The following is a 19,540-nucleotide window of genomic DNA, read 5'->3' on the forward strand; positions in this document are numbered from 1 at the left end:
CATGGGGCCAAGAGGGGCAGCGCCCCTTATCCCCGCTTATCCCCAGGTCGGGTGAAATTTGCCCGATGGCGAAAGCGTAAAGATCTCAACCCCGTCCGCCGTCACGCCCACCGAATGCTCAAACTGTGCACTCAGCGATTTGTCACGGGTCACCGCGGTCCAGTCATCCGCCAGCACTTTGGTTTCCGGACGGCCCAGGTTCACCATCGGCTCGATGGTAAAGAACATGCCCTCTTCCAGCACAGCGCCGGTGCCCGGGCGACCATAGTGCAGCACGTTGGGCGGCGAGTGGAACACACGGCCCAGCCCATGACCGCAGAAATCGCGCACAACGGACATGCGATTGCCTTCCACAAAGGTCTGGATGGCGTGGCCAATATCGCCAAAGGTGTTGCCGGGTTTCACCGCCTCGATGCCCTTCATCAGGGAATCATGCGTCACCTGGATCAGACGTTCGGCCTTGCGACCCAGTTTGCCCGCCACATACATGCGGCTGGTGTCGCCGTACCACCCATCGACAATCACGGTGACGTCGATGTTCAGGATGTCGCCATCCTTGAGCTTCTTGTCGCCGGGAATGCCGTGACACACAACGTGGTTCACGCTGATACAGCTGGCGTGTTTGTAACCGCGATAGCCGATGGTGGCCGAGGTCGCACCGGCGTCATCCACCTTGGCCTCGATCAGCCGGTCCAGCTCGCCGGTGGTCTGACCGGGAAAGACATGCTCGGCAATCTCGTCAAGAATGCGCGCGGCCAGATCACCAGCCTTGTGCATGCCCGCGAAATCCGCGTCTTCATAGATCCTGATCCCATCGCGGGTCTGGCGGCCTTTGCCCATCATCTTGAGCCTGCTCCATAGAAACTTCATTGACCGCTATTTAAGCCCCTTTTGCGCCAAGGACCAGAGGGCAAGGGATCACAGGTCACGGATCCAGAATTGCAGCGGTTTGGCAGTCTCTTCTGATTGGTCAATGTCTTTCCAGCGGAACGCAGCCACCACACCGGGCAGGGGCGCGTAGCCCCGTTTTTGCCAGAACGGGTCCAGCGGCGCATAATGCGCAGGCCGCAAAGGATGGTCTACGGGGCGCACCACTCCACAAAAGGCAGCTTTCTGAAACCCATGAGCACGGGCATGGGCCTCGCGACGATCAAAAAAGGCATGCCCAATCCCCTGCCCTCGATAGGTGGGCAGCAAAACGGACTCGGCGCAACAAAAGATGGTGTCAAGCACCAGACCGGTCCCGGCAAAGGCGGCCCCAAAATCCTCGGCGTGATCGGCCAGCGGCGCTCCGGTCGCCGCCCCGATCAGACGGTCACCATCAAACGCCCCGACCAGGACCGCCCTGTCGCTGTCGCGGTAGGTCTGGAGATAGTCCCTCTCATAGGCCAGATCGCCGTCATAGAGATAGGGAAAGGCGCGGAACACCTCAATACGCAGCTTTGCCACGTCATCAAGGGCCGCATCCAGCGCCTCTCCCGTGAGAACGCGGGTCTCGGTCATGATACCTGCCGGACCCATTCGGCGAGATTGTAGTAGGTGGTGACGCGGGTGATCTTGCCGTCTTTCAGCGAGAGAAACCCGCCACCGGGCAGGCGATAGGTCTGGCCGCGTGCTTCGGGCAGGTCGCCATCAGTCTTGAGATAGGTGCCGTTGACGATGAACTCGGCGGCACCGCGGGTGCCGTCGGCGCTGGCCATCACCACGAGGTCGGTGAGTTCTTCTTTGTAGCAGGCGTTCATGTGGGTGCAGAACGCAGCAAAGGCCTCTTTCCCGTTGCGGCGGTCGCCTTCGTTCACGTCATGGACAAAGTCGTCGGACAGGCAGTCGATCATACCGTCGAGATCACCCGCGTTGAAGGCATCGTAGTAGCGTTGGATGGTCTCGGTGCTCATGGGAACCCTCTTGGATGAATTTCCGGCGAGAGTAGCCATTGGCACTTTGGTTGCCATGCCATTTGCGACGTCTTGGAAGGAAAAATCAGCCGCGTGGATCGCCCCAGCGCGCGGTCAGGCGGGCGATAATCTCATCACGACTCTGCCGATAGGCCACCAGCCGGGCATCGCGGGTCTCGCCAATGCCGCAGGGGTCCGAAATGGGCCAATACTCGACCTCAAGGTGATAATACCGCGTCAGATCCTGCACCTCGCGGCGCGAAGCCGGTGTCAGGGCCACCACCAGATCAAAGGATGACAGGTGGTCACCCCATTTCTCCATCTCTTCAAAACTGCGCGAGCGATGGCGCGACAGCTCCACCTCCAGCTCCTGACACACGGCGATGGCAAAGCCGTCGATCTCAAGATCATTCTTGATCCCGGCGGACTGCACATAGGTGTCTTCGCCATAAAACTTCTTCATGATGCCCTCGGCCATCGGCGAGCGGACCGCGTTGTGGTCGCAACAGAACAGCACCGATTGAGGAAGCTCCAAAGCCACGCGCATCAGCCCCCGAAATGCAACACGCAGATCAGGGTGAACAGACGCCGCGCGGTGTCATGGTCGATTGTCGCCTTGCCTTCCAGCCGTTCGCTCAGAATGCGCGCGCCCTCGTCATGGATGCCGCGCCGGGCCATGTCGATTGTCTCGATCTGGCTGGGCGGCATGTTCTTGACCGCGTCATAGTAGCTCTCGCAAATTGCCCAATAGTCTTTGACGACCTGACGAAACGGCGACAGCGACAGGTGAAACTCTGCCGCCCGGTCACCGCCCTCGGTGGCCACATCAAAGACCAGCCGCTTGTCGCGGATCGACAGGTCCACGCCAAAGGGCCCGTCCGGCACCAGCCGATCGTCGCGCTTGGGCAGATCAAAGCTGTTCTCTTCCAACAGGTCAAACATGGCGACCTTGCGCTCTTGCTCAATCTCCGGGGTCGGAGGCGGCAGGTTACGGTCGTCGATTTCGATCTTGCTGATACGGGACATGTCGGATCTCTTGCTGGCTTTGGCCAACTCCCTACCCCAGCCCAAGCCTTTCGGCAATCCGGTGCGAGATCAAAGATGCGGCCTGACCCGAAACGGCAACGCTCCACTAGCCTCCGGCGCCCCATGGTTAGCGCTCTGCACGCCCACCAGCACCCAAACACGTCCCATTGCAATGCACCCCGCCGCCCGGGGCCACACCCATTGCTTCTTTTGGCCAGAAATATCCCGGGGGGAGCGTTGCCCCATTGGGGGCAACGTGGGGGGCTGGCCCCCCTACTCGTTCAGCGCGTCGAGCCGGGCCCGGACGGACAGCCCGTGCGCCTCGAGGCTCTCCGAGATCGCCAGTGTCTCCGCCGCAGGCCCAATAGCGCGCAGGGCCTCGGGTGTCATTTTCGACAACGTCGTGCGTTTGACAAAATCCATCACGCTCAAACCCGATGAGAATCGCGCCGAACGTGCGGTTGGCAGCACGTGGTTTGGTCCCCCGACATAATCTCCAATGGCCTCTGGCGTGTATTGCCCCAAAAAGATCGCACCGGCGTGGGTGATCTTTTCCGATAGCCCATCCGGATCCGCGACGCATAGCTCGAGGTGCTCAGGGGCGACACGGTTCGACAGTTTCGCCGCCTGGGCAAGATCCGCCACCGTAATCACCGCGCCAAAGTCCCGCCAGCTGACCCCCGCAATGGCGCGACGCTCCAGCGTTTCCAACCGCCTGTCCACAGCTTCGGCCACGGCGCGCCCAAAATCCGCATCATCGGTGATCAGGATCGACTGGGCGCTTTCGTCATGTTCGGCCTGGCTGAGCAGATCCAGCGCAATCCAGTCCGGGTTGTTGTCCTTGTCGGCGATCACCAGGATTTCCGACGGCCCTGCGATCATGTCGATCCCCACCTTGCCAAACACCCGGCGCTTGGCGGCGGCAACAAAGGCATTGCCGGGGCCGGTGATCTTGTCGACCGGCGGAATGGTCTCGGTGCCATATGCCAGGGCCGCCACAGCCTGCGCGCCCCCGATACGGTAGATCTCATCGACGCCCGCCAGCCGAGCCGCCAGCAGAACCAGCGGATTGGCCACCCCGTCAGGCGTCGGCACCATGATGGCAAGCCGCTCCACCCCGGCCACCTTGGCGGGAATGGCATTCATGAGAACCGAAGACGGATAGGATGCCAGCCCCCCCGGCACATACAGGCCCGCCGCCGATACAGGGCTCCAACGCCAGCCCAGCATGGCGCCGCTGTCGTCGGTCCAGCTTTCATCTGCCGGCATCTGGCGCGTGTGATAGGCACGGATGCGCTCGGCGGCCAATTCCAGCGCCGCGCGATCCTGCGCGCTTACATCGGCACAACAGGCTTCGATTTCTGCTTCGGAAAACGCCAGCGTCTCGGGCGTCAACTCCAGCCTGTCAAACTTGGCCGTCAACTCGATCACTGCCGCGTCGCCGCGGGCACGCACATCCTCAATGATCCCCGCCACAACAGCGTCCACATCCGGGCTGTCCTCGCGCTTGGCGCCCAAAAGGGCAACAAAGCGGTCTTCAAAATCGGGGGCGCTGGCATCGAGAAACTGGGGCATGGGGCTCTCCTTTGATCGCTCAATACCGCCCCGCTGCCAAGGCCTCAACCCCTGCCAGCATCGCAACCCGCCGCTTCATCTTGCCAAAAATACTCCGGGGTGAATTGGCCCTCTCCAGGGCCAAGAGGGGCAGCGCCCCTCACCACGCCTCAGGCCCGGCCCGCAGCGGCCGACAGGGTGATCGGATCAATCCCCAATGACTTCATCGCCTCACCCCAGATCTCACCCTCTTCGGTGTGGAAGACCAGCGCCTGACTCGGCTCCCCCATGAGCCAGCCATTGGCCGCGATTTCATCTTCCAACTGCCCAGGTCCCCAGCCCGAATACCCCAGTGCCACCAAGGCTCCGGAAGGCCCTCTGCCAATGGCGATATCTTCCAGGATGTCCTGTGTTGCCGTCATGGCAAACCGCCCGTCGATGTCGAGTGTCGACAGGTCCGAGCGATAATCAGGCGTGTGCAGGACAAACCCGCGCCCGGTCTCGACCGGTCCGCCAAAGAACACCCGCTCCTTGCCGGCAGCCCCTTGCGTATCGATCGAAAGCTGATCGAACAGGGCACCAAGCGCCATGCCGTCAACCGATTTGTTGACAATCAGCCCCATGGCACCATCGCTGGAATGGGCGCACAGGATCACCACGGAATGGGCAAAGCGCGGATCGCCCATGCCCGGCATGGCAATCAACATCTGGCCGGTCAGGTTCATCTCGCTGTCTGGCTCTTCGCTCACACACCAACACTCCTCGTTTCTCACCTCCAAGATGAGCGCCCCGGCGCCAACGCGCAAGCCCTCTGCGGCGCTTTGTGCGGCCAGATGTTACAGAGCACACACGATTTCTCGCCCAGAAGTGAGTTGGCATTTGTCGCCTCATGGCGCACATAAACCTCATGTGGAAAGCTTTGACCCTCTCTCTCTTCGCCCTTGCAGGCCTTTCGGCCCCGGCCCAGGCGCAATCCTTTGACGGCGTGGTCCAGGCCGAAATCCTGCCAGGCTGGCAGGGCAAGGACGGCAGCCGTCTGGCCGCAGTGCGGATCACACTCAATCCGGGCTGGAAAACCTACTGGCGCGCGCCGGGTGATGCGGGCATTCCGCCGCGCTTTGACTGGAGCGGCTCCGGCAACCTAAGCGGCGTTGCGGTCACCTGGCCCACGCCACAAGTGTTTTCGCAAAACGGCATACGCTCGATAGGCTATGAACAGGAAGTCATTCTGCCGATCCAGATTGATCCCAAACACGTGAACAAACCGATCCGGCTCAAGGCGGTGCTGGACATCGGTGTTTGCCGTGACATCTGCGTTCCTCAGCGCCTCAAGGTGTCCGCCAAGATCCCTGCGGGCAGTGGTGCGCGCGACCCGCGGATTGCCGCGGCCATCGCCTCGCGCCCCCTCACCGCCAACGAGGCCGGGGTGCGCAAGGCAACCTGCCGCATCTCGCCGATCAGCGAAGGCATGCGGGTCGAAGCGCGACTGCACCTGCCCAAATCGGGTGGCAACGAAGTCGCGGTGATGGAATTCAACAACCCCAAGGTCTGGGTAAGCGAGGCCAAGACCCGTCGCGAAGGTGGCGTTCTGATCGCCAAAAGCGACATGATGCACGTGGACGGATCAAGCTTTATGGTGGATAGATCCGCTTTGCGCTTTACGGTGTTTGGCAGCCGCCATGCGGTAGATATTCAGGGCTGTTCGGCGGGCTGATCAGCCCTGCGCCACTCGCCTGCGATGCAGTGCCATACGCAGTCCTGAAATGGCAAACACCAGTGTAGTCATGGCCCAGGCGCCCAGGAAAAATGCGACCACCACCAGCGCAATATGCGGCGTGCCAGCGAGGACCGGCAGGACCTCGGCCAAAGGCGGATAAACGCCACCGGTCAAAACCGCAAACCCAACCGTCGCCGCCAACCACGCGGCCATCAGCACCGTTGCCACAGCCATGGTTGGGCGGGTCTTGGTGCTACGCAAACTGCGGCGCAGCGCGTGGAATTGCCGTGTGACATCCTCTTGCACGGCGATCAGCGCCGGGATGACCAGCAACACGAGGATCAGACCAAAACCCAGGCCATAGACCAGCGTAATCACCGTGGGCTTGAGAAACTGCGCCTGTTGTGACCGTTCGAACAGCAAAGGCGCGAGCCCCAGAACAGTGGTTGCCGAAGTCAGCATCACCGGCCGCAACCTGTCTGCCGCCCCGTCGATGATCGACGGCACCAACCCTCGGGTTTCGGCATATTCATCAACCGTGCTCACCAGAACGATGGAATCGTTGATGATGATGCCGGTAAGCCCCAACAGCCCGACAACCGTGAACATCGACAAGGGCACATCATGATAGTGGTGCCCATAGATGGTGCCGATCAGCCCGAAAGGAATGATCGCCATCACCACCAACGGCCTGAGCCAGCTGGCAAACACCCAGGCCAGCACAATGTAAATACCCACCAGACACATCATCAGCCCCAGAAGAGCGTCGCTCAAGAACGTGTCTTCCTGTTCGGACAGGCCGGACATCCGCCAGTCCACCTGCTGCTCAGAAGCGATCTGAGGCAGGATCTCGGTTTCCAGCAGTTTGCTGATCTCTTCGGCCCGCGCCGGATCATCCTCGGAAATGTCGCCCGTAACACTGACGGTGCGAATACTGTTCTCGCGGCGCACCGTTGAAAACCCGGTTCGGCGATCCACGGTGACCAGATCAGCCAGCGGCACGTATTTGCCCTGGGGTGTGCGCATCAGGCTGCCTTCGAGAAAGTTCGCCGTCAGCTCATCACTGGGCACTTCCACCCGGATCGTGGCCGAGCGCGGCCCTTCAGGATAGGTCGCCGCCTCAAGCCCGTTCAACCGATGGCGCAACATGCGCCCCAACGCGTCGATTTCGAACCCCAGCGCGTGGCCTTGCGGGGTCAGTTCCAGGATCAGCTCTTCCTTGTCATAGGCCAGCGTGTCTTCGACCGCCGACACCTCGGGAAAGGCCGACACAGCGGTTTTCAACGCCTCGGCAGCAGCTTTCAAGGTCTCAGACGACGCCCCAAAGAACTGCACATCCAGCGCATCGCCACCGGGCCCCGAGCGCCACCCCCGGAAGGTCACGGTTTCCGCCAGCGGATGGCGCTGCACGCGGTCCTGCAATTCGCCGACAAAGGCAAAGCTGGAATAGGGACGCAGATCAGCGTCGATCAACTCAATCGCAATGGCGCCCTTCAGGTCGACGTCCAGCGTTTCGGCCCCGGCCAGATAGCGCCCCGAATTGCCACCGATCTCGGCCATGACGTAATCCAGCGGATTGCGCCCGTAACGTTCTTCGTATTCCTTGCCCAATTCCTCGGTGGCGCGCTGCATTTCGCGCATCATCGCCAGCGTGTCTTCGCGCTTGGCCGAGGGCAGCATGAAAAAGTTGCCCGTGACCGACCCGCGCTCCGGCGCGTTAAAGAACCGCCATTTCACATCGCCGCTCACAAACAGCGCCAACTGGCTGGCCAGGATCACTGTCGCGACGCCCAAAACCGGATACCGCGCCCAGACGATCAGCCCCATGAAAGGCCGGAACAGCCGCGTTCGGAACCAGCGAAAGCCGCGATTGACCACACGACTGGGCAGGTCATACCAGTGTTCCTTGGCCGAATGCTTCAACGCGTGGGCCATGTGGTTGGGCAGGATCAGAAAACACTCAACCAGCGACGCCAACAGGACCATGATCACGGTAAACGGGATGTCTGCGATCATCTCGCCAAAGCGACCCGAGATAAAGGTGAGGCCAAAAAAGGCGATCACCGTGGTCAGCGTTGCCGAGAAAACCGGCATCGACATGCGCCGCGCAGCATTTTCCGCCGCCACCACCGGAGGCTCTCCGAGGTGTCGCGCGCGGTGGTCGGCGTGCTCGCCCACCACGATGGCGTCATCCACCACGATCCCCAGCGTGATGATCAGCGCAAACAGCGAGATCATGTTGATCGTCAGCCCACCGGCATACATCAGCGCTATGGTCGCCAGCATTGCCACCGGAATGCCTGCCGCCACCCAGATCGCCGTGCGGGCATTGAGGAACAGGAACAACAGCGTCACCACCAACCCCAGCCCCATCAACCCGTTGTCCAACAACAGCGTCAGACGGCTCGAGATTGCCTCAGCCCGCGTGCGGATCAGCTCAACTGTGACACCCTGCGGCAGGGTGGTTTGCATGTCGGCAGCCACCTTTTCCACTGTCGCCTGAATGGCAATCGCGTCGCCCTTGTCGCTGCGATCCACCCGCACCGACATGGCAGGGTTGTCGCCGACAAAGTAAGACCGCGCGCGGGTTGGGCCCTCGACCGTGACGGTCGCAACATCGCCAACCAAAAGCTTGGAGCGGTCCGGGTTCGACCGCAGCACAATGGCGGCAATCTGATCCGGCGCGCGTTTTTCAACGCCTGTGCGCACTCGGGCGTTGGCCCCCTCAACATCACCTGCCGGGTCTGCATCGACCTCTTGTTTGATGGCATTGGCGATCTGTTCGATGGTCACATCGTGGGTCATCAGATCCACGGTCGACACCTCGACCAGGGTCTGAGGTGCGGCCAGCCCGCGAATGGTGGTGCGGGTCACCCCTTCGACAAACAACCGCGTGACAAACTCATCCGTATACCGCGCCAGCTGCGCCGGATCGACCGGTCCGGTCACCACCACGTCGGTCACACGATCCCGCCACACCCCGCGCGAGACCTTGGGGTCTTCGGCTTCTTCCGGCAGGGTGGTCACCGCATCCACGGCGGCCTGAACATCATCTGCCGCGCGGGCCATGTCCCAGCCCGGCTCAAAATCCAGTGTGATACGGGCGTTGCCCTCAAGCGACCGCGCCGCGGTGCTTTCCACGCCCTCCACGGACAGCAGCGCAGGCTCCAGCACCTGTACGATCCCCGCATCCACATCCGCAGCCCCCGCGCCTTCCCACAGAACCGTGACGCTGACGTTGTCGATGATGACATCCGGAAAAAACTGAGCCCGCATCCGGGGCGCGGCAATCAACCCTGCAACGATTAGCACCACCAGCAAGAGGTTCGCAGCCGTCCCGTGACGGGTGAAATAGGACAACAAGCCCCCCGCAGGTCCGGAGACGCGCCGCATGGGCTAGCCCCCCATCCGCGATTTGATCCGCTCAAGCAGGCGGGCAGGCACCTCGGGTTTGGCCAGCATCTCCAGAACCCGCGTCTTGGCCTCGGCGGGCATTTGGGCATTGCCTTCGATGGCGGCAATCAAACGCGCCCGAGTGGCGTCGTCCAGCGCAACCATTTCGGGCGCAGCAGGCACCGCAGCATCGCCAGAGGCCAATGGCTTGACCTGAACACCTGGCCCCAACAGCGGGGTCAGCCGCGTCACGATCTGACGTCCGGCAATGGCATCGCCCGCCACGATGATCTCATCACCCTGGCGACGCAGCAAAGTCACCGGGATCGCCTCGAGACGGCTGTTTTCATCGATCGCCATCACCCGCCCCTGTGTGTCCAGCGCCGTTGCCGGCAGCTTGACCACGCTCTCCAATGGCTTTTCACGCACGCGCACGGTGACAAAATCGCCGGGCTTCAGCCCCCGCGGCGAGTCGAGGCGTGCAAAAATCTTGCGACCGGTTTCGCCGTCTCCCACCACCGCGCTCTCGCGCGAGATCACGCCCGTGGCCACCAGATCCTGGCCCATCACGTCAAGCGTGGCAGTGACCTCGGCCAGCGGCAGGCGTCCGTCGTCGCCCAACAGCCGCACATACTGCGGGGTTGAAATGCGAAACACCAGTTCCAGCGCCTCTGCATCAATCAGCGAGGCCATCTTTTCATTGGTCGAGACAAAGCGCCCCTTGACCACGGTCACCTCGGAGAGGGTGCCGGAAAAATCCGCTGTGATCGTGGTTTCAGCCAGCGCGCGTTCGGCCTCGGCCACAGCCACGCGGGCACGCTCCAGTCGCGTCACCGCCTGATCCACCCGCGCCTCGGACTGTGCCACCGACTGGCGCCGCGCGACAACCGCCTGATTGGCCGAGGCCACGGCGAGTTCCGCTGTTTCCACGGCAGCCGAGGTCGTCACCTCGCGCGCCAGCAAATCCAGTTGCCGGTCCAGCGCCTTTTGCCGCAAACGGGCCTGTGCCTCGGCCGCGCCCAGCTCGGCACCGGCCAATTCCAGCACCCGCGCGGCATCCCGCTGCTCGGCTTGGGCATCCAACAGGTCGTTCTGCGCGCGTGTCAGGGCAAATTCTGCGGGCACGGGATCAATCTGAACCAGCACGTCGCCCTGACGCACCTGACCACCTTCTTCAAAGTCCGGCGACAGCGACGTGATGGTCCCCGCCAGCCGCGATCGCACCTCGAGACTGCGGCGACTGCGCACTTCGCCAAAGGCCACCAAATCGGGGGCGACGCGCCCCGGCTCGGCCACTTGCACGTTCACCGCAAACACCCGTTCGTTGCCTTGCGGCGGGCGGGACTCCCGCGCCAACCGTTCGGAAATTGCGCCGTACATCATCTGGCCCGCCACCAGCACCAGCGCGACCGTCACCGAAAGCAGGAACAATCCTGTCAGGCTTTGTCTGAGGAAACGCATGTAGCTTGGCTCTCCGCTTGGCTGGGTCCGCTATACATAATTGGCCCAAACGCCTGAAAAGCCAAGCATTCACACCAACACGTGAGATTAAACGGCCCCCCGCGTCATTTCCGTCGCAAATGTTCGTCCAATCGCGGGAAAATCTCGACGAAGTTGCACGGCAGGTGCCGGTAATCCAGCTGATACTGCAAAATCTCGTCCCAGGCATCCTTGCAGGCGCCGGTCGAACCGGGCAGCGCAAAGAGATAAGTGCCGTTGGCAACACCCCCCGTGGCGCGGCTTTGCACGGCTGAGGTGCCGATTTTGTTCATCGACACCATGGTGAAGACGGTGCCAAAGGCTTCGATCTCTTTTTCATAGACGTCACGATGGGCCTCGACCGTCACATCCCGCCCGGTCAGACCGGTGCCGCCGGTCGAAATTATCACGTCCACCGCTTTGTCCGCACACCATCTGCGCAGCTGGTCGGCGATTTGGTCGCGCTCATCGCGGATGATCTTGCGATCGGCAAGGATATGCCCCGCCCCCTCGATGCGCCCCACCAGCGTGTCACCGGACCTGTCCTGATCCAGCCCCCGCGTGTCGCTCACGGTGAGCACAGCAATGCGGACAGGGATAAACTCTTTGCTTTCGTCAAAACGGGGCATGGCCACTCCTCAGGGGCAAGGTTGTGTCACCGGCAGGCGAGGGGTTGCGAGAACTGTGTCGAACAGCTCATCCGCACCCTCTCCCATCAGGACCTTGGCATAGTCGATCATGACCGAGTTCGGGACGCACTGCGTGATCTGGTCGCTGTGTTGGGCAACAAGCGCGTCAAACCGGGCCTTTAGTACGGCAGGATCAGCCGGAGGCGCGGCATTCTCGGCGTAGAACACCAGCAAGCGCGCCAGATGCTCTGGGTTGGGTGTCGGCGCCAGATCAGGGCAGGCCTGCACAAAGCTCAGCGTTTCGGCATAAAACGATGTCAGACAGCCGACGGGGCCGCCCTTGTGGAAATCCACCCCGGCATAGAGCCGCGTGTCACCATCAATGGTCTCGTATACGGTCACCCCGTCGTCACGCTCCAGGGCCCGAGCCCCCCCGGCGTCTGTCACCACCTGATCGGCGTACTCTTCGAACATCGCGGCATAGTCATTGGCCCCCAGCGGATCCGCCTGTGCCGCACCTGACAGCAGCAGCATTGCCACCGCCCAGCGCATCAACCCAACTCGCGCAGCTTGGCCTTGAGGCTCAAGAGATCCGCCCAGGCCTCGCGTTTGGCCGAGGGTTGGCGCAGCAAATAGGCGGGATGGAACATTGGCAGCACCGGTTTGCCCAGCGCCTCGGCCCAGGTTCCACGCAGGCGCGTGATGCCGCGCCGTCCCAACATGGCCTGGCACGAGATATTGCCCATCAGCACGATCACCTCGGGCGCAACGATCTCGACGTGGCGCTTGAGAAAGGGCAGCAGCATCTGGATTTCTATCGCCTCGGGGTCGCGGTTCTGCGGTGGACGCCAAGGCAGGACGTTGGTGATATAGACCGACTGGGCCGACAGATCATGCGCCCGGCCCATATCAATCGCCGCCAGCATCTTGTCCAACAATTGCCCGGCCCGGCCTACAAAGGGTTTGCCTTCGCGGTCCTCGTCCCGGCCCGGAGCCTCGCCGATAATCATCACCCGCGCGGCTGGGTTGCCGTCCGAAAACACCAGACTGCGCGCGCCGCGTTTCAAATCACACAACTCAAACGCCGCCATCGCGGCCCGCAATGCCTCTAGGTCCCCCGCCGCCCTGGCGGCTTCGGTCGCCACCAGCACCGGGTCAACCTCATTGCCCCTTGGACGGGGCGCTTCGGCCACAGGCGCGGGTTTGGGTTTTTCCGCCTTGACCGGCGCTTCATAGCGGTCAACCGGCGCGTCCAGCATGGCCTCGGTCGCACCGAGTTCCATCTGCCAGTCCAAAAGCGCACGCGCCGTATGATAGTCGAGGGCCGATTCCATGGCGCTACCCTATCTGCATCGCAGGAGGGGGGAAAGAGAGGGGCCAGCCCCTCTGGGCCCCTGGCCCATTCACCCCGGGATATTTCTGGCCAAAAGAAGCAGCCCCCATGCTGCCGCACCGGCGAGAGCACCCCAATCAGGTGTTGCAGCAACTACAGCCTTGGGTAGAGTGGCCTCATGCGCGCGCTCGGTTTCTCCGCACTTCTCAAGAATGCCTGTTTTCTTGTCTTCTTGTTGGCCACCTCTGCACCGGCCACCGCGGGAGAGTATGTTTTATGTTTGCAAAAACAGCTGAGTGCACTTGGACAAGACCCGGGGCCGCACGACGGGCTCTGGGGCCGGAAAACCAAGGCGGCCGCGCTTGGCCTGATGCAACAACACCCCGAGTTGCAATCCGAACCGATGCTGCAGGAGCCGCGCCGGGTTTCAGCAATTTCCTGGTGTCGCATCCTGGGCAAACGCCGCGGCGTAGCGCGCGCCTTCCGACCTTCAGCAGAGAAACCGAATATCCTGTTCGACAAGGATGCCAGCCCAACTGAAAAAGCGCTGGTGCTCGGCGCGGACAAGGATGCACGCCGGTATTTGTATCTGCGCTTTGGGGTCAGTATTGCAGGCCGCGTCGACATTGCCGCAGGCAGGGACGCGAAACAGGTTGCCGCTAACATCGTCACGCTGCGTCGGTCCAGAGGCGATCCGATTGTCGATACGCGCGCCCGGGTGCGCAAACGCTGCAGCGACAAAGACCGCTGGGCAGCAGCAGCCTTTTACAATCAGATCTTCATTTGTTGGCCCCAACAGGACACCTATGGTGCGGACTGGGCCAAACAGAACCGCAAACGCATGACCGCGATTTTGGTGCATGAACATATCCACACCATGCAAACCGAATACACTCTGGCAAAAACCCGTCTGTACAAACGCCCTGACGGGCGTCGGGTTTCCGGGCCAGAGTGGATGATGGAGGGCACTGCCATGGTGGTAGAGCTGGACTATGCATTTCGCAACTTCGAAGGCCAGGGCATGCCTTCGTTCTTTCGCTTGCAATCCCCGGCGCGGGCCTCGGCCCTGAAACTGGCCGATCTGGGCGACATCACAACCGAAGAAGAATACAGCATCAGCCTGTTTGCCGCGTATCTGCTGGCAGAACGCTTCGGCATTCAGTCCCTTCTGGAGTATTGGCAAGCAATCGGGACCGGCCTGGACTGGGACGAGGCTTTTCAGCAGGTCTTTGGCATGAAGCTTGCCGAGTATGAGACCCAATTCGAAACGCTGCGAACACACCAAAGCACCGCCATGAACTTTATCAAGACGGGCAGCTGAAACGATCTGTCGCTTGCCCCCCCATCTCGGCCTTCTTATAAGCAGATGAAAATCTGCACAGGAGCGAGTCTATGGGGTTCAGTCAGAAGCATCTTCTGGGGATCGAGCATCTGCGTCCTGACGAGATCACGGCGATCCTTGATCTGGCAGACCAATACGTTGATCTGAACCGGCGCGATGTGAAACACGCCGACGCCCTGACCGGGCTGACCCAGATCAACATGTTCTTTGAGAACTCCACCCGCACACAGGCCAGTTTCGAGCTGGCCGGCAAGCGGCTTGGCGCGGACGTCATGAACATGGCCATGCAGGCCAGTTCGATCAAAAAGGGCGAGACCCTGATCGACACGGCGATGACGCTGAATGCCATGCATCCCGATTTGCTGGTGGTGCGCCACCCGCATTCCGGGGCGGTGGATCTGCTCAGCCAAAAGGTCAACTGCGCCGTGCTGAACGCCGGTGATGGCCGTCACGAACACCCGACGCAGGCGCTGCTCGACGCCCTCACCATCCGCCGCGCCAAAGGGCGTCTGCACCGGCTGAACGTGGCCATCTGCGGCGACGTCGCCCATAGCCGCGTGGCGCGCTCGAACCTGATCCTCTTGGGCAAGATGGAGAACCGCGTCCGCCTTGTCGGCCCGCCTACACTGGTCCCTGCCCAATTCGCCGAGTTCGGCGCCGAAATCTACGAAGATATGGCCGAAGGGCTGAAAGACGTCGATGTCGTCATGATGCTGCGCCTCCAGCGCGAACGCATGGACGGCGGTTTTATCCCGTCCGAACGCGAATACTATCACCGCTACGGGCTGGACGCCGAGAAGCTCTCGAACGCCAAGCCCGACGCCATCGTCATGCATCCCGGTCCGATGAACCGAGGGGTCGAGATCGACGGCGAGATTGCCGACGACATCAATCGTTCGGTCATTCAGGAACAGGTCGAGATGGGTGTTGCCGTGCGTATGGCTGCGATGGACCTCCTGGCGCGCAACCTGCGGGCGTCGCGCGCCGCGGAACCAGTAGAGGTCTGAGCCGATGGAAGACCCCAAAGACCCAAAAATGTCCGGCCGTGTCGCCACAATCGCGCTGATCGTGATGTTCGCCTTTGTTGGTCTGATCGTCTGGATCGCCTGATGACCCGGATGCAGGTCACCCCCACCGAACACGGGCTGATCCGCCTGTTCGCGGTTGACCTGCCGCTCGAGGACATCAAACCCTTTCACACCCATACCGACGACGCGGTCTGGCCGGTACAAGAGGCGCTCGGCGCCAGCGACCTCGACCCGGCGCGCGTCGAGTTGTTTGATGTCGCAGATCTCGATGAGCTGGGTCTGACCGGCTACATGACCGAAGGTCTCGGCATTGCTGCAAGTGACCTCGCCACAGACGCCGCCCGATTGGATGGCCTGACCGGCCACGTTCTGATCGTGTTTTCGGCGGCTTTCCGCAGCACCGCACAGTCCCTCACCCCCCGCGCGCCCCTGCGCTGGATCGGCACCTATGCCGAAGAGGCCGCACATGTCCGGTTTCAACCCCTGCCAACCGATGCGGCCAAGGGCATTCTCAGCGCCGCACCCCCCAAAACCGCCAACCCGCACCTTACCCTCTTGTGGGCACTCCTTGCCCTGCCCGTCCTCGCCCTGATCGTCGGGGCCGTGATCTACGGAGTAACCCGATGAGCGAACACCGCATGACACCTCAAACGCCTCTCGCCGAAGGCGAAGAGGTGCTGACCAGCTTCCGCGCCGACCGCACCACCTATGTCCGCTCGAACACATGGATGGCGGTCGCAGCCATGGGTGGCGGCATGGCGGTTCTGTGGATGCTCGGCAATCCGCACGTCTGGACCGGCGCAATCGGCGGGCTGCTCGCGGTCGCAGTGCGCGCCTTTTACCTGATGTCCGAAGCACTGACCGAGCGCTGGGATCTCACCAATCAACGCCTGCTTGGGCCGATGGACCGCGCCATCCGGCTGGGTGAGATCAAGCAGTTGAACAAGCTGGGCAATGTGGTGCAGGTGGTGACATCTTCGGGTAACAAATACCTGTTGAAATACCAGGGCAACGTCGATGAAACGATCCGCCAGATCAAATCCGCACAGGTCGGAGGGCAGATTTGACCGACGGCTGGGACGGCATACTGGACGACGACGAAGCAATCCTCTGGCAGGGACGCCCGGATGGGGCTCTGACCTTTGACACCGGCAATATCTTTGCCCTGATCTTTGGCCTTTTCTTTGCAGGCTTTGCCCTGTTCTGGATGATCATGGCGTCACAGGCGGGCGGGGTCTTCTGGATGTTCGGCCTCTTGCATTTCTTCGTTGGCCTCGCCGTCGCCATCGGCCCCACCTTTTACAGCGCCTTCCGCCGCCGTCACACGTGGTACACGCTGACCAACCGCCGCGCCTTTATCGCCACCGATATGCCGATCAGGGGTAGGTCGCTGGGCTCCTACCCGATCACCCGGTCAACTTCCATGAGCCTGCAAGAGGGACCACTTGACACCCTCTGGTTCGCCAGCACCGCCAAGCGCACAAAGAACGGCACCAGAACGGTCAAGATCGGCTTTGAGCGCATCGAACAGGGCCGTGACGTCCTGCGCATGATGCGCGACATTCAGGAAGGTCGGGCGACGAAAGAGGCAGCGCATGAGTGACGAATGGGACGGCATCCTGCGCGACGGTGAGGTCGTCCTTTGGCAGGGAAAACCAGACGACGGGTTCTACATCCACCCCAGCCGACGCAAGACCTTTGTCGTGGGCGCGTTCTTCACCGCGATCGGTCTCACCCTGCTCGCCTTGGGCCTCATCATTGCCGAAATCCCGATGATCCTGTTTGCCTTGCTCTTTCTGGCCATCAGCCTGACGCTGACCCTTGGCCAGTCGCTTTGGCCCAACTACAAACGCCGCCACACCTTCTACAGCCTGACCAACCAGCGCGCGATCCTCGGCCTCGCCCTGCCCCGTCGCAAGCGGACACTGAAGTTCTTCGACATTCAGCCCGAGGCGACCTACGAGTTCATCCCCGGCCCCATCGGCTCAATCGTCTTCGACTACGAAGATCAGGGCGTTCAGGTCAACAACGTGCCCCAACTCTTTGCCGTTGGGTTCATGCGATTTGCAGAGGCGCCCGAAGTCTGGCAAATGGTCCAGGACTTGCAGCGCGACATGCGCCAGGAAAAAATCACTTCAAGAGGCCCACAATGACCACCCTCTTCACCAACGCCCGCCTGATCGACCCGGAAACCGGCACCGACGCCGTGGGCTGGCTCATGGTCCGCGATGGCACAATCACCGCCCGGGGCGAGAACAGCCCGCAAGGGCTGGAAGAGCACCCTGCCAAAACCATCGACTGTATGGGCAAATGCCTTGCCCCCGGCATCGTCGACATCGGCGTCAAGGTGTGCGAGCCGGGTGAACGACACAAGGAAAGCTACAAGACCGCAGGCCTTGCGGCAGCGGCAGGCGGCGTCACCACCATGATCACCCGCCCCGACACCCTGCCCGCACTCGACACCCCCGAGGCGCTGGAATTCGTCGAGCGTCGCGCGAACGAAGCAGCCCCCGTGAACGTCCTGCCCATGGCCGCGCTCACCAAGGGCCGCGAGGGGCGCGAGATGACCGAGATCGGTTTTCTCATGGACGCCGGGGCCGTGGCCTTTACCGATTGCGACCACGTGGTCACCGACACCAAGGTCCTGACCCGCGCCATGACCTATGCCCGCGCTCTCGGTGCGCTGGTCATCGCCCACCCGCAGGAACCCACGCTCTCCGGCGGGGCCGCCGCCACCTCGGGCAAATTCGCCGCCCTGCGCGGCCTGCCTGCGGTCTCGCCCATGGCGGAACGTATGGGACTGGACCGCGACATCGCGCTCGTGGAAATGACCGGCGTCAAGTACCACGCCGACCAGATCACCTGCGCCCGCGCCCTGCCCGCACTGGAACGCGCCAAGAACAACGGCTTTGACGTCACCGCCGGCACTTCGATCCACCACCTGACGCTGAACGAACTGGACGTCGCGGACTATCGCACCTTTTTCAAGATCAAGCCGCCCCTGCGGTCCGAAGACGACCGTGTGGCCATTATCGAGGCCGTGCGCACCGGGCTAATCGACACCATCTCGTCGATGCACACCCCGCAGGACGAGGAAAGCAAACGCCTGCCCTTTGAAGAGGCCGCCAGCGGGGCGGTCGCGCTGGAGACCCTCCTGCCCGCCGCCATGTCGCTCTATCACAACGGCTATCTGACCCTGTCCGAACTTTGGCGCGCCATGTCTCTCAATCCCGCCCGACGCCTCGGTCTGCCCTGCGGGCGTCTCTCGGCAGGGGCGCCAGCCGATCTGGTGCTTTTTGACGCGGACGCCCCTTTTGTTCTGGACCGCTTCAAACTGAATTCGAAATCCAAAAACACCCCGTTTGACGGGCGCACGATGCAGGGTAAGGTGCTGGCAACCTATGTCGCTGGCCAAGCCGTTTATACGAGAGACTGATGCCCGAGATCACCCATACCCTGCCCGTCCTTTTGATCTGGGCCGCGCTTGGCTACCTCCTTGGGTCAGTGCCCTTTGGCATCCTCGTGACCAAGGCTTTTGGCCTTGGCAATCTGCGCGATATCGGTTCGGGCAACATCGGCACAACCAATGTGCTGCGCACCGGCAGCAAAGGCGCCGCAGCTCTGACCCTGATCCTTGATGGCGGCAAAGGTGCCGCCGCTGTGCTGATCGGTCGTGCCGTTGCAGGCGAAGACGCGGCACAGATCGCGGGGCTCATGGCGTTCATCGGCCACTGTTTCCCGATCTGGCTGGGCTTCAAGGGCGGCAAGGGTGTCGCCACCTTTCTCGGGCTGTTGCTGGCATTGGCCTGGCCCGTGGGTATCGCCTGTTGCCTGACCTGGCTTGTCACCGCGCTGGTGTCGCGCATCTCGTCACTCTCGGCGCTGGTCTCTGCCGCCTCTTCGACCTTCTGGATGCTCTTCCTGGGTGCGGGCAACGCGTTTTTTCTCGGGATCGCGACAACGCTTCTGGTGTTCTGGCGTCACAAGGACAACATCCGCCGCCTGCGTGCGGGGGAAGAACCCAAGATCGGCGCCAAGTAACACCTCGCACCACTGCCATCGGCCAAGTTCCGACCGCGTCTACCCTGACCGACCCACAGGGCGGCAGTCAGGCGTCTTTTTCGCGCGCGCAGCATTTGCCGCG

21 protein-coding genes are annotated in these 19,540 nt (G+C 62.1%); 9 read left to right on the top strand and 12 right to left on the bottom strand.

Annotated elements, in window-relative coordinates:
* Positions 1 to 36 precede the first annotated feature (36 nt).
* From map to EK369_RS13220, 7 genes are all read right to left on the bottom strand, one after another.
* Complete coding sequence (gene map / locus EK369_RS13190) at positions 37 to 870, bottom strand: type I methionyl aminopeptidase (RefSeq protein ID WP_235871422.1); 834 nt, start codon at positions 868 to 870, stop codon at positions 37 to 39.
* Positions 871 to 918: 48 nt separating this feature from the next.
* Complete coding sequence (locus tag EK369_RS13195; RefSeq protein ID WP_127114728.1) at positions 919 to 1,503, bottom strand: GNAT family N-acetyltransferase; 585 nt, start codon at positions 1,501 to 1,503, stop codon at positions 919 to 921.
* Entirely contained in the window at positions 1,500 to 1,895 is a 396-nt protein-coding gene (locus EK369_RS13200; protein ID WP_127114729.1) for a ketosteroid isomerase-related protein, read from the bottom strand. Before EK369_RS13200 ends, EK369_RS13195 begins: the two co-directional genes overlap by 4 nt.
* 85 nt (positions 1,896 to 1,980) lie before the next feature.
* A complete protein-coding gene (locus EK369_RS13205; protein ID WP_127114730.1) occupies positions 1,981 to 2,442 on the bottom strand; it encodes an arsenate-mycothiol transferase ArsC in 462 nt (153 codons plus the stop codon).
* Complete coding sequence (locus EK369_RS13210; protein WP_127114731.1) at positions 2,442 to 2,921, bottom strand: UPF0262 family protein; 480 nt, start codon at positions 2,919 to 2,921, stop codon at positions 2,442 to 2,444. The genes EK369_RS13205 and EK369_RS13210 overlap by 1 nt, the downstream gene beginning before the upstream one ends.
* Positions 2,922 to 3,194: 273 nt before the next feature.
* Positions 3,195 to 4,496 (bottom strand): histidinol dehydrogenase, encoded by a 1,302-nt coding sequence (gene hisD / locus EK369_RS13215; protein WP_127114732.1) that lies wholly within the window; start codon positions 4,494 to 4,496, stop codon positions 3,195 to 3,197.
* Positions 4,497 to 4,645: 149 nt separating this feature from the next.
* Complete coding sequence (locus tag EK369_RS13220) at positions 4,646 to 5,200, bottom strand: YqgE/AlgH family protein (protein WP_127114800.1); 555 nt, start codon at positions 5,198 to 5,200, stop codon at positions 4,646 to 4,648.
* A 164-nt stretch (positions 5,201 to 5,364) separates the two neighbouring features.
* Here EK369_RS13220 and EK369_RS13225 point away from each other — a divergent pair, with 164 nt between their 5' ends.
* Entirely contained in the window at positions 5,365 to 6,189 is an 825-nt protein-coding gene (locus EK369_RS13225) for a protein-disulfide reductase DsbD domain-containing protein (RefSeq protein ID WP_235871423.1), read from the top strand.
* Here EK369_RS13225 and EK369_RS13230 read toward each other — a convergent pair whose 3' ends face one another.
* The 5 genes from EK369_RS13230 to EK369_RS13250 form a co-directional block, all read right to left on the bottom strand.
* On the bottom strand, positions 6,190 to 9,585 hold the full coding sequence (locus tag EK369_RS13230) for an efflux RND transporter permease subunit (RefSeq protein WP_127114733.1): 3,396 nt from the start codon (positions 9,583 to 9,585) through the stop codon (positions 6,190 to 6,192). It lies immediately after the preceding gene.
* Positions 9,586 to 9,588: 3 nt separating this feature from the next.
* A complete protein-coding gene (locus tag EK369_RS13235) occupies positions 9,589 to 11,046 on the bottom strand; it encodes an efflux RND transporter periplasmic adaptor subunit (RefSeq protein WP_127114734.1) in 1,458 nt (485 codons plus the stop codon).
* Positions 11,047 to 11,150: 104 nt separating this feature from the next.
* Positions 11,151 to 11,693 carry a molybdenum cofactor biosynthesis protein B gene (gene moaB, locus EK369_RS13240; RefSeq protein ID WP_127114735.1) on the bottom strand — a complete coding sequence of 181 codons (543 nt, stop codon included), beginning with the start codon at positions 11,691 to 11,693 and terminating at the stop codon, positions 11,151 to 11,153.
* 9 nt (positions 11,694 to 11,702) lie between these two features.
* On the bottom strand, positions 11,703 to 12,245 hold the full coding sequence (locus EK369_RS13245) for a hypothetical protein (RefSeq protein ID WP_127114736.1): 543 nt from the start codon (positions 12,243 to 12,245) through the stop codon (positions 11,703 to 11,705).
* Positions 12,245 to 13,027 carry a uracil-DNA glycosylase gene (locus tag EK369_RS13250; protein WP_127114737.1) on the bottom strand — a complete coding sequence of 261 codons (783 nt, stop codon included), beginning with the start codon at positions 13,025 to 13,027 and terminating at the stop codon, positions 12,245 to 12,247. The genes EK369_RS13245 and EK369_RS13250 overlap by 1 nt, the downstream gene beginning before the upstream one ends.
* 279 nt (positions 13,028 to 13,306) lie before the next feature.
* Here EK369_RS13250 and EK369_RS13255 point away from each other — a divergent pair, with 279 nt between their 5' ends.
* From EK369_RS13255 to plsY, 8 genes are all read left to right on the top strand, one after another.
* A complete protein-coding gene (locus tag EK369_RS13255) occupies positions 13,307 to 14,347 on the top strand; it encodes a hypothetical protein (RefSeq protein ID WP_164726996.1) in 1,041 nt (346 codons plus the stop codon).
* Positions 14,348 to 14,418: 71 nt separating this feature from the next.
* Entirely contained in the window at positions 14,419 to 15,375 is a 957-nt protein-coding gene (locus EK369_RS13260) for an aspartate carbamoyltransferase catalytic subunit (RefSeq protein WP_127114739.1), read from the top strand.
* A gap of 102 nt (positions 15,376 to 15,477) precedes the next feature.
* Complete coding sequence (locus EK369_RS13265; protein WP_127114740.1) at positions 15,478 to 16,023, top strand: hypothetical protein; 546 nt, start codon at positions 15,478 to 15,480, stop codon at positions 16,021 to 16,023.
* Positions 16,020 to 16,463, top strand: a complete 444-nt coding sequence (locus EK369_RS13270; protein WP_127114741.1) for a hypothetical protein — start codon at positions 16,020 to 16,022, stop codon at positions 16,461 to 16,463. The genes EK369_RS13265 and EK369_RS13270 overlap by 4 nt, the downstream gene beginning before the upstream one ends.
* Positions 16,460 to 16,999, top strand: a complete 540-nt coding sequence (locus EK369_RS13275) for an aspartate carbamoyltransferase catalytic subunit (protein ID WP_235871424.1) — start codon at positions 16,460 to 16,462, stop codon at positions 16,997 to 16,999. The genes EK369_RS13270 and EK369_RS13275 overlap by 4 nt, the downstream gene beginning before the upstream one ends.
* On the top strand, positions 16,992 to 17,549 hold the full coding sequence (locus EK369_RS13280; protein ID WP_127114743.1) for a hypothetical protein: 558 nt from the start codon (positions 16,992 to 16,994) through the stop codon (positions 17,547 to 17,549). The genes EK369_RS13275 and EK369_RS13280 overlap by 8 nt, the downstream gene beginning before the upstream one ends.
* The gene (gene pyrC / locus EK369_RS13285) at positions 17,546 to 18,832 is read left to right on the top strand and encodes a dihydroorotase (RefSeq protein ID WP_127114744.1); all 1,287 of its coding nucleotides are present in this window, start codon (positions 17,546 to 17,548) and stop codon (positions 18,830 to 18,832) included. Before EK369_RS13280 ends, pyrC begins: the two co-directional genes overlap by 4 nt.
* Positions 18,832 to 19,437 carry a glycerol-3-phosphate 1-O-acyltransferase PlsY gene (plsY, locus tag EK369_RS13290; protein ID WP_127114745.1) on the top strand — a complete coding sequence of 202 codons (606 nt, stop codon included), beginning with the start codon at positions 18,832 to 18,834 and terminating at the stop codon, positions 19,435 to 19,437. The genes pyrC and plsY overlap by 1 nt, the downstream gene beginning before the upstream one ends.
* Positions 19,438 to 19,540: the final 103 nt, after the last annotated feature.

It is taken from the genome of Shimia sediminis (assembly GCF_003990645.1).
GTDB classification, from domain to species: domain Bacteria; phylum Pseudomonadota; class Alphaproteobacteria; order Rhodobacterales; family Rhodobacteraceae; genus Shimia; species Shimia sediminis.

Coding starts and splice junctions, on each gene's coding strand:
- map (WP_235871422.1), bottom strand. CDS start 870: ATGAAGTTTCTATGGAGCAGGCTCAAGATGATGGGCAAAGGCCGCCAG.
- EK369_RS13195 (WP_127114728.1), bottom strand. CDS start 1,503: ATGACCGAGACCCGCGTTCTCACGGGAGAGGCGCTGGATGCGGCCCTT.
- EK369_RS13200 (WP_127114729.1), bottom strand. CDS start 1,895: ATGAGCACCGAGACCATCCAACGCTACTACGATGCCTTCAACGCGGGT.
- EK369_RS13205 (WP_127114730.1), bottom strand. CDS start 2,442: ATGCGCGTGGCTTTGGAGCTTCCTCAATCGGTGCTGTTCTGTTGCGAC.
- EK369_RS13210 (WP_127114731.1), bottom strand. CDS start 2,921: ATGTCCCGTATCAGCAAGATCGAAATCGACGACCGTAACCTGCCGCCT.
- hisD (WP_127114732.1), bottom strand. CDS start 4,496: ATGCCCCAGTTTCTCGATGCCAGCGCCCCCGATTTTGAAGACCGCTTT.
- EK369_RS13220 (WP_127114800.1), bottom strand. CDS start 5,200: ATGAACCTGACCGGCCAGATGTTGATTGCCATGCCGGGCATGGGCGAT.
- EK369_RS13225 (WP_235871423.1), top strand. CDS start 5,365: ATGGCGCACATAAACCTCATGTGGAAAGCTTTGACCCTCTCTCTCTTC.
- EK369_RS13230 (WP_127114733.1), bottom strand. CDS start 9,585: ATGCGGCGCGTCTCCGGACCTGCGGGGGGCTTGTTGTCCTATTTCACC.
- EK369_RS13235 (WP_127114734.1), bottom strand. CDS start 11,046: ATGCGTTTCCTCAGACAAAGCCTGACAGGATTGTTCCTGCTTTCGGTG.
- moaB (WP_127114735.1), bottom strand. CDS start 11,693: ATGCCCCGTTTTGACGAAAGCAAAGAGTTTATCCCTGTCCGCATTGCT.
- EK369_RS13245 (WP_127114736.1), bottom strand. CDS start 12,245: ATGCGCTGGGCGGTGGCAATGCTGCTGCTGTCAGGTGCGGCACAGGCG.
- EK369_RS13250 (WP_127114737.1), bottom strand. CDS start 13,027: ATGGAATCGGCCCTCGACTATCATACGGCGCGTGCGCTTTTGGACTGG.
- EK369_RS13260 (WP_127114739.1), top strand. CDS start 14,419: ATGGGGTTCAGTCAGAAGCATCTTCTGGGGATCGAGCATCTGCGTCCT.
- EK369_RS13265 (WP_127114740.1), top strand. CDS start 15,478: ATGACCCGGATGCAGGTCACCCCCACCGAACACGGGCTGATCCGCCTG.
- EK369_RS13270 (WP_127114741.1), top strand. CDS start 16,020: ATGAGCGAACACCGCATGACACCTCAAACGCCTCTCGCCGAAGGCGAA.
- EK369_RS13280 (WP_127114743.1), top strand. CDS start 16,992: ATGAGTGACGAATGGGACGGCATCCTGCGCGACGGTGAGGTCGTCCTT.
- pyrC (WP_127114744.1), top strand. CDS start 17,546: ATGACCACCCTCTTCACCAACGCCCGCCTGATCGACCCGGAAACCGGC.
- plsY (WP_127114745.1), top strand. CDS start 18,832: ATGCCCGAGATCACCCATACCCTGCCCGTCCTTTTGATCTGGGCCGCG.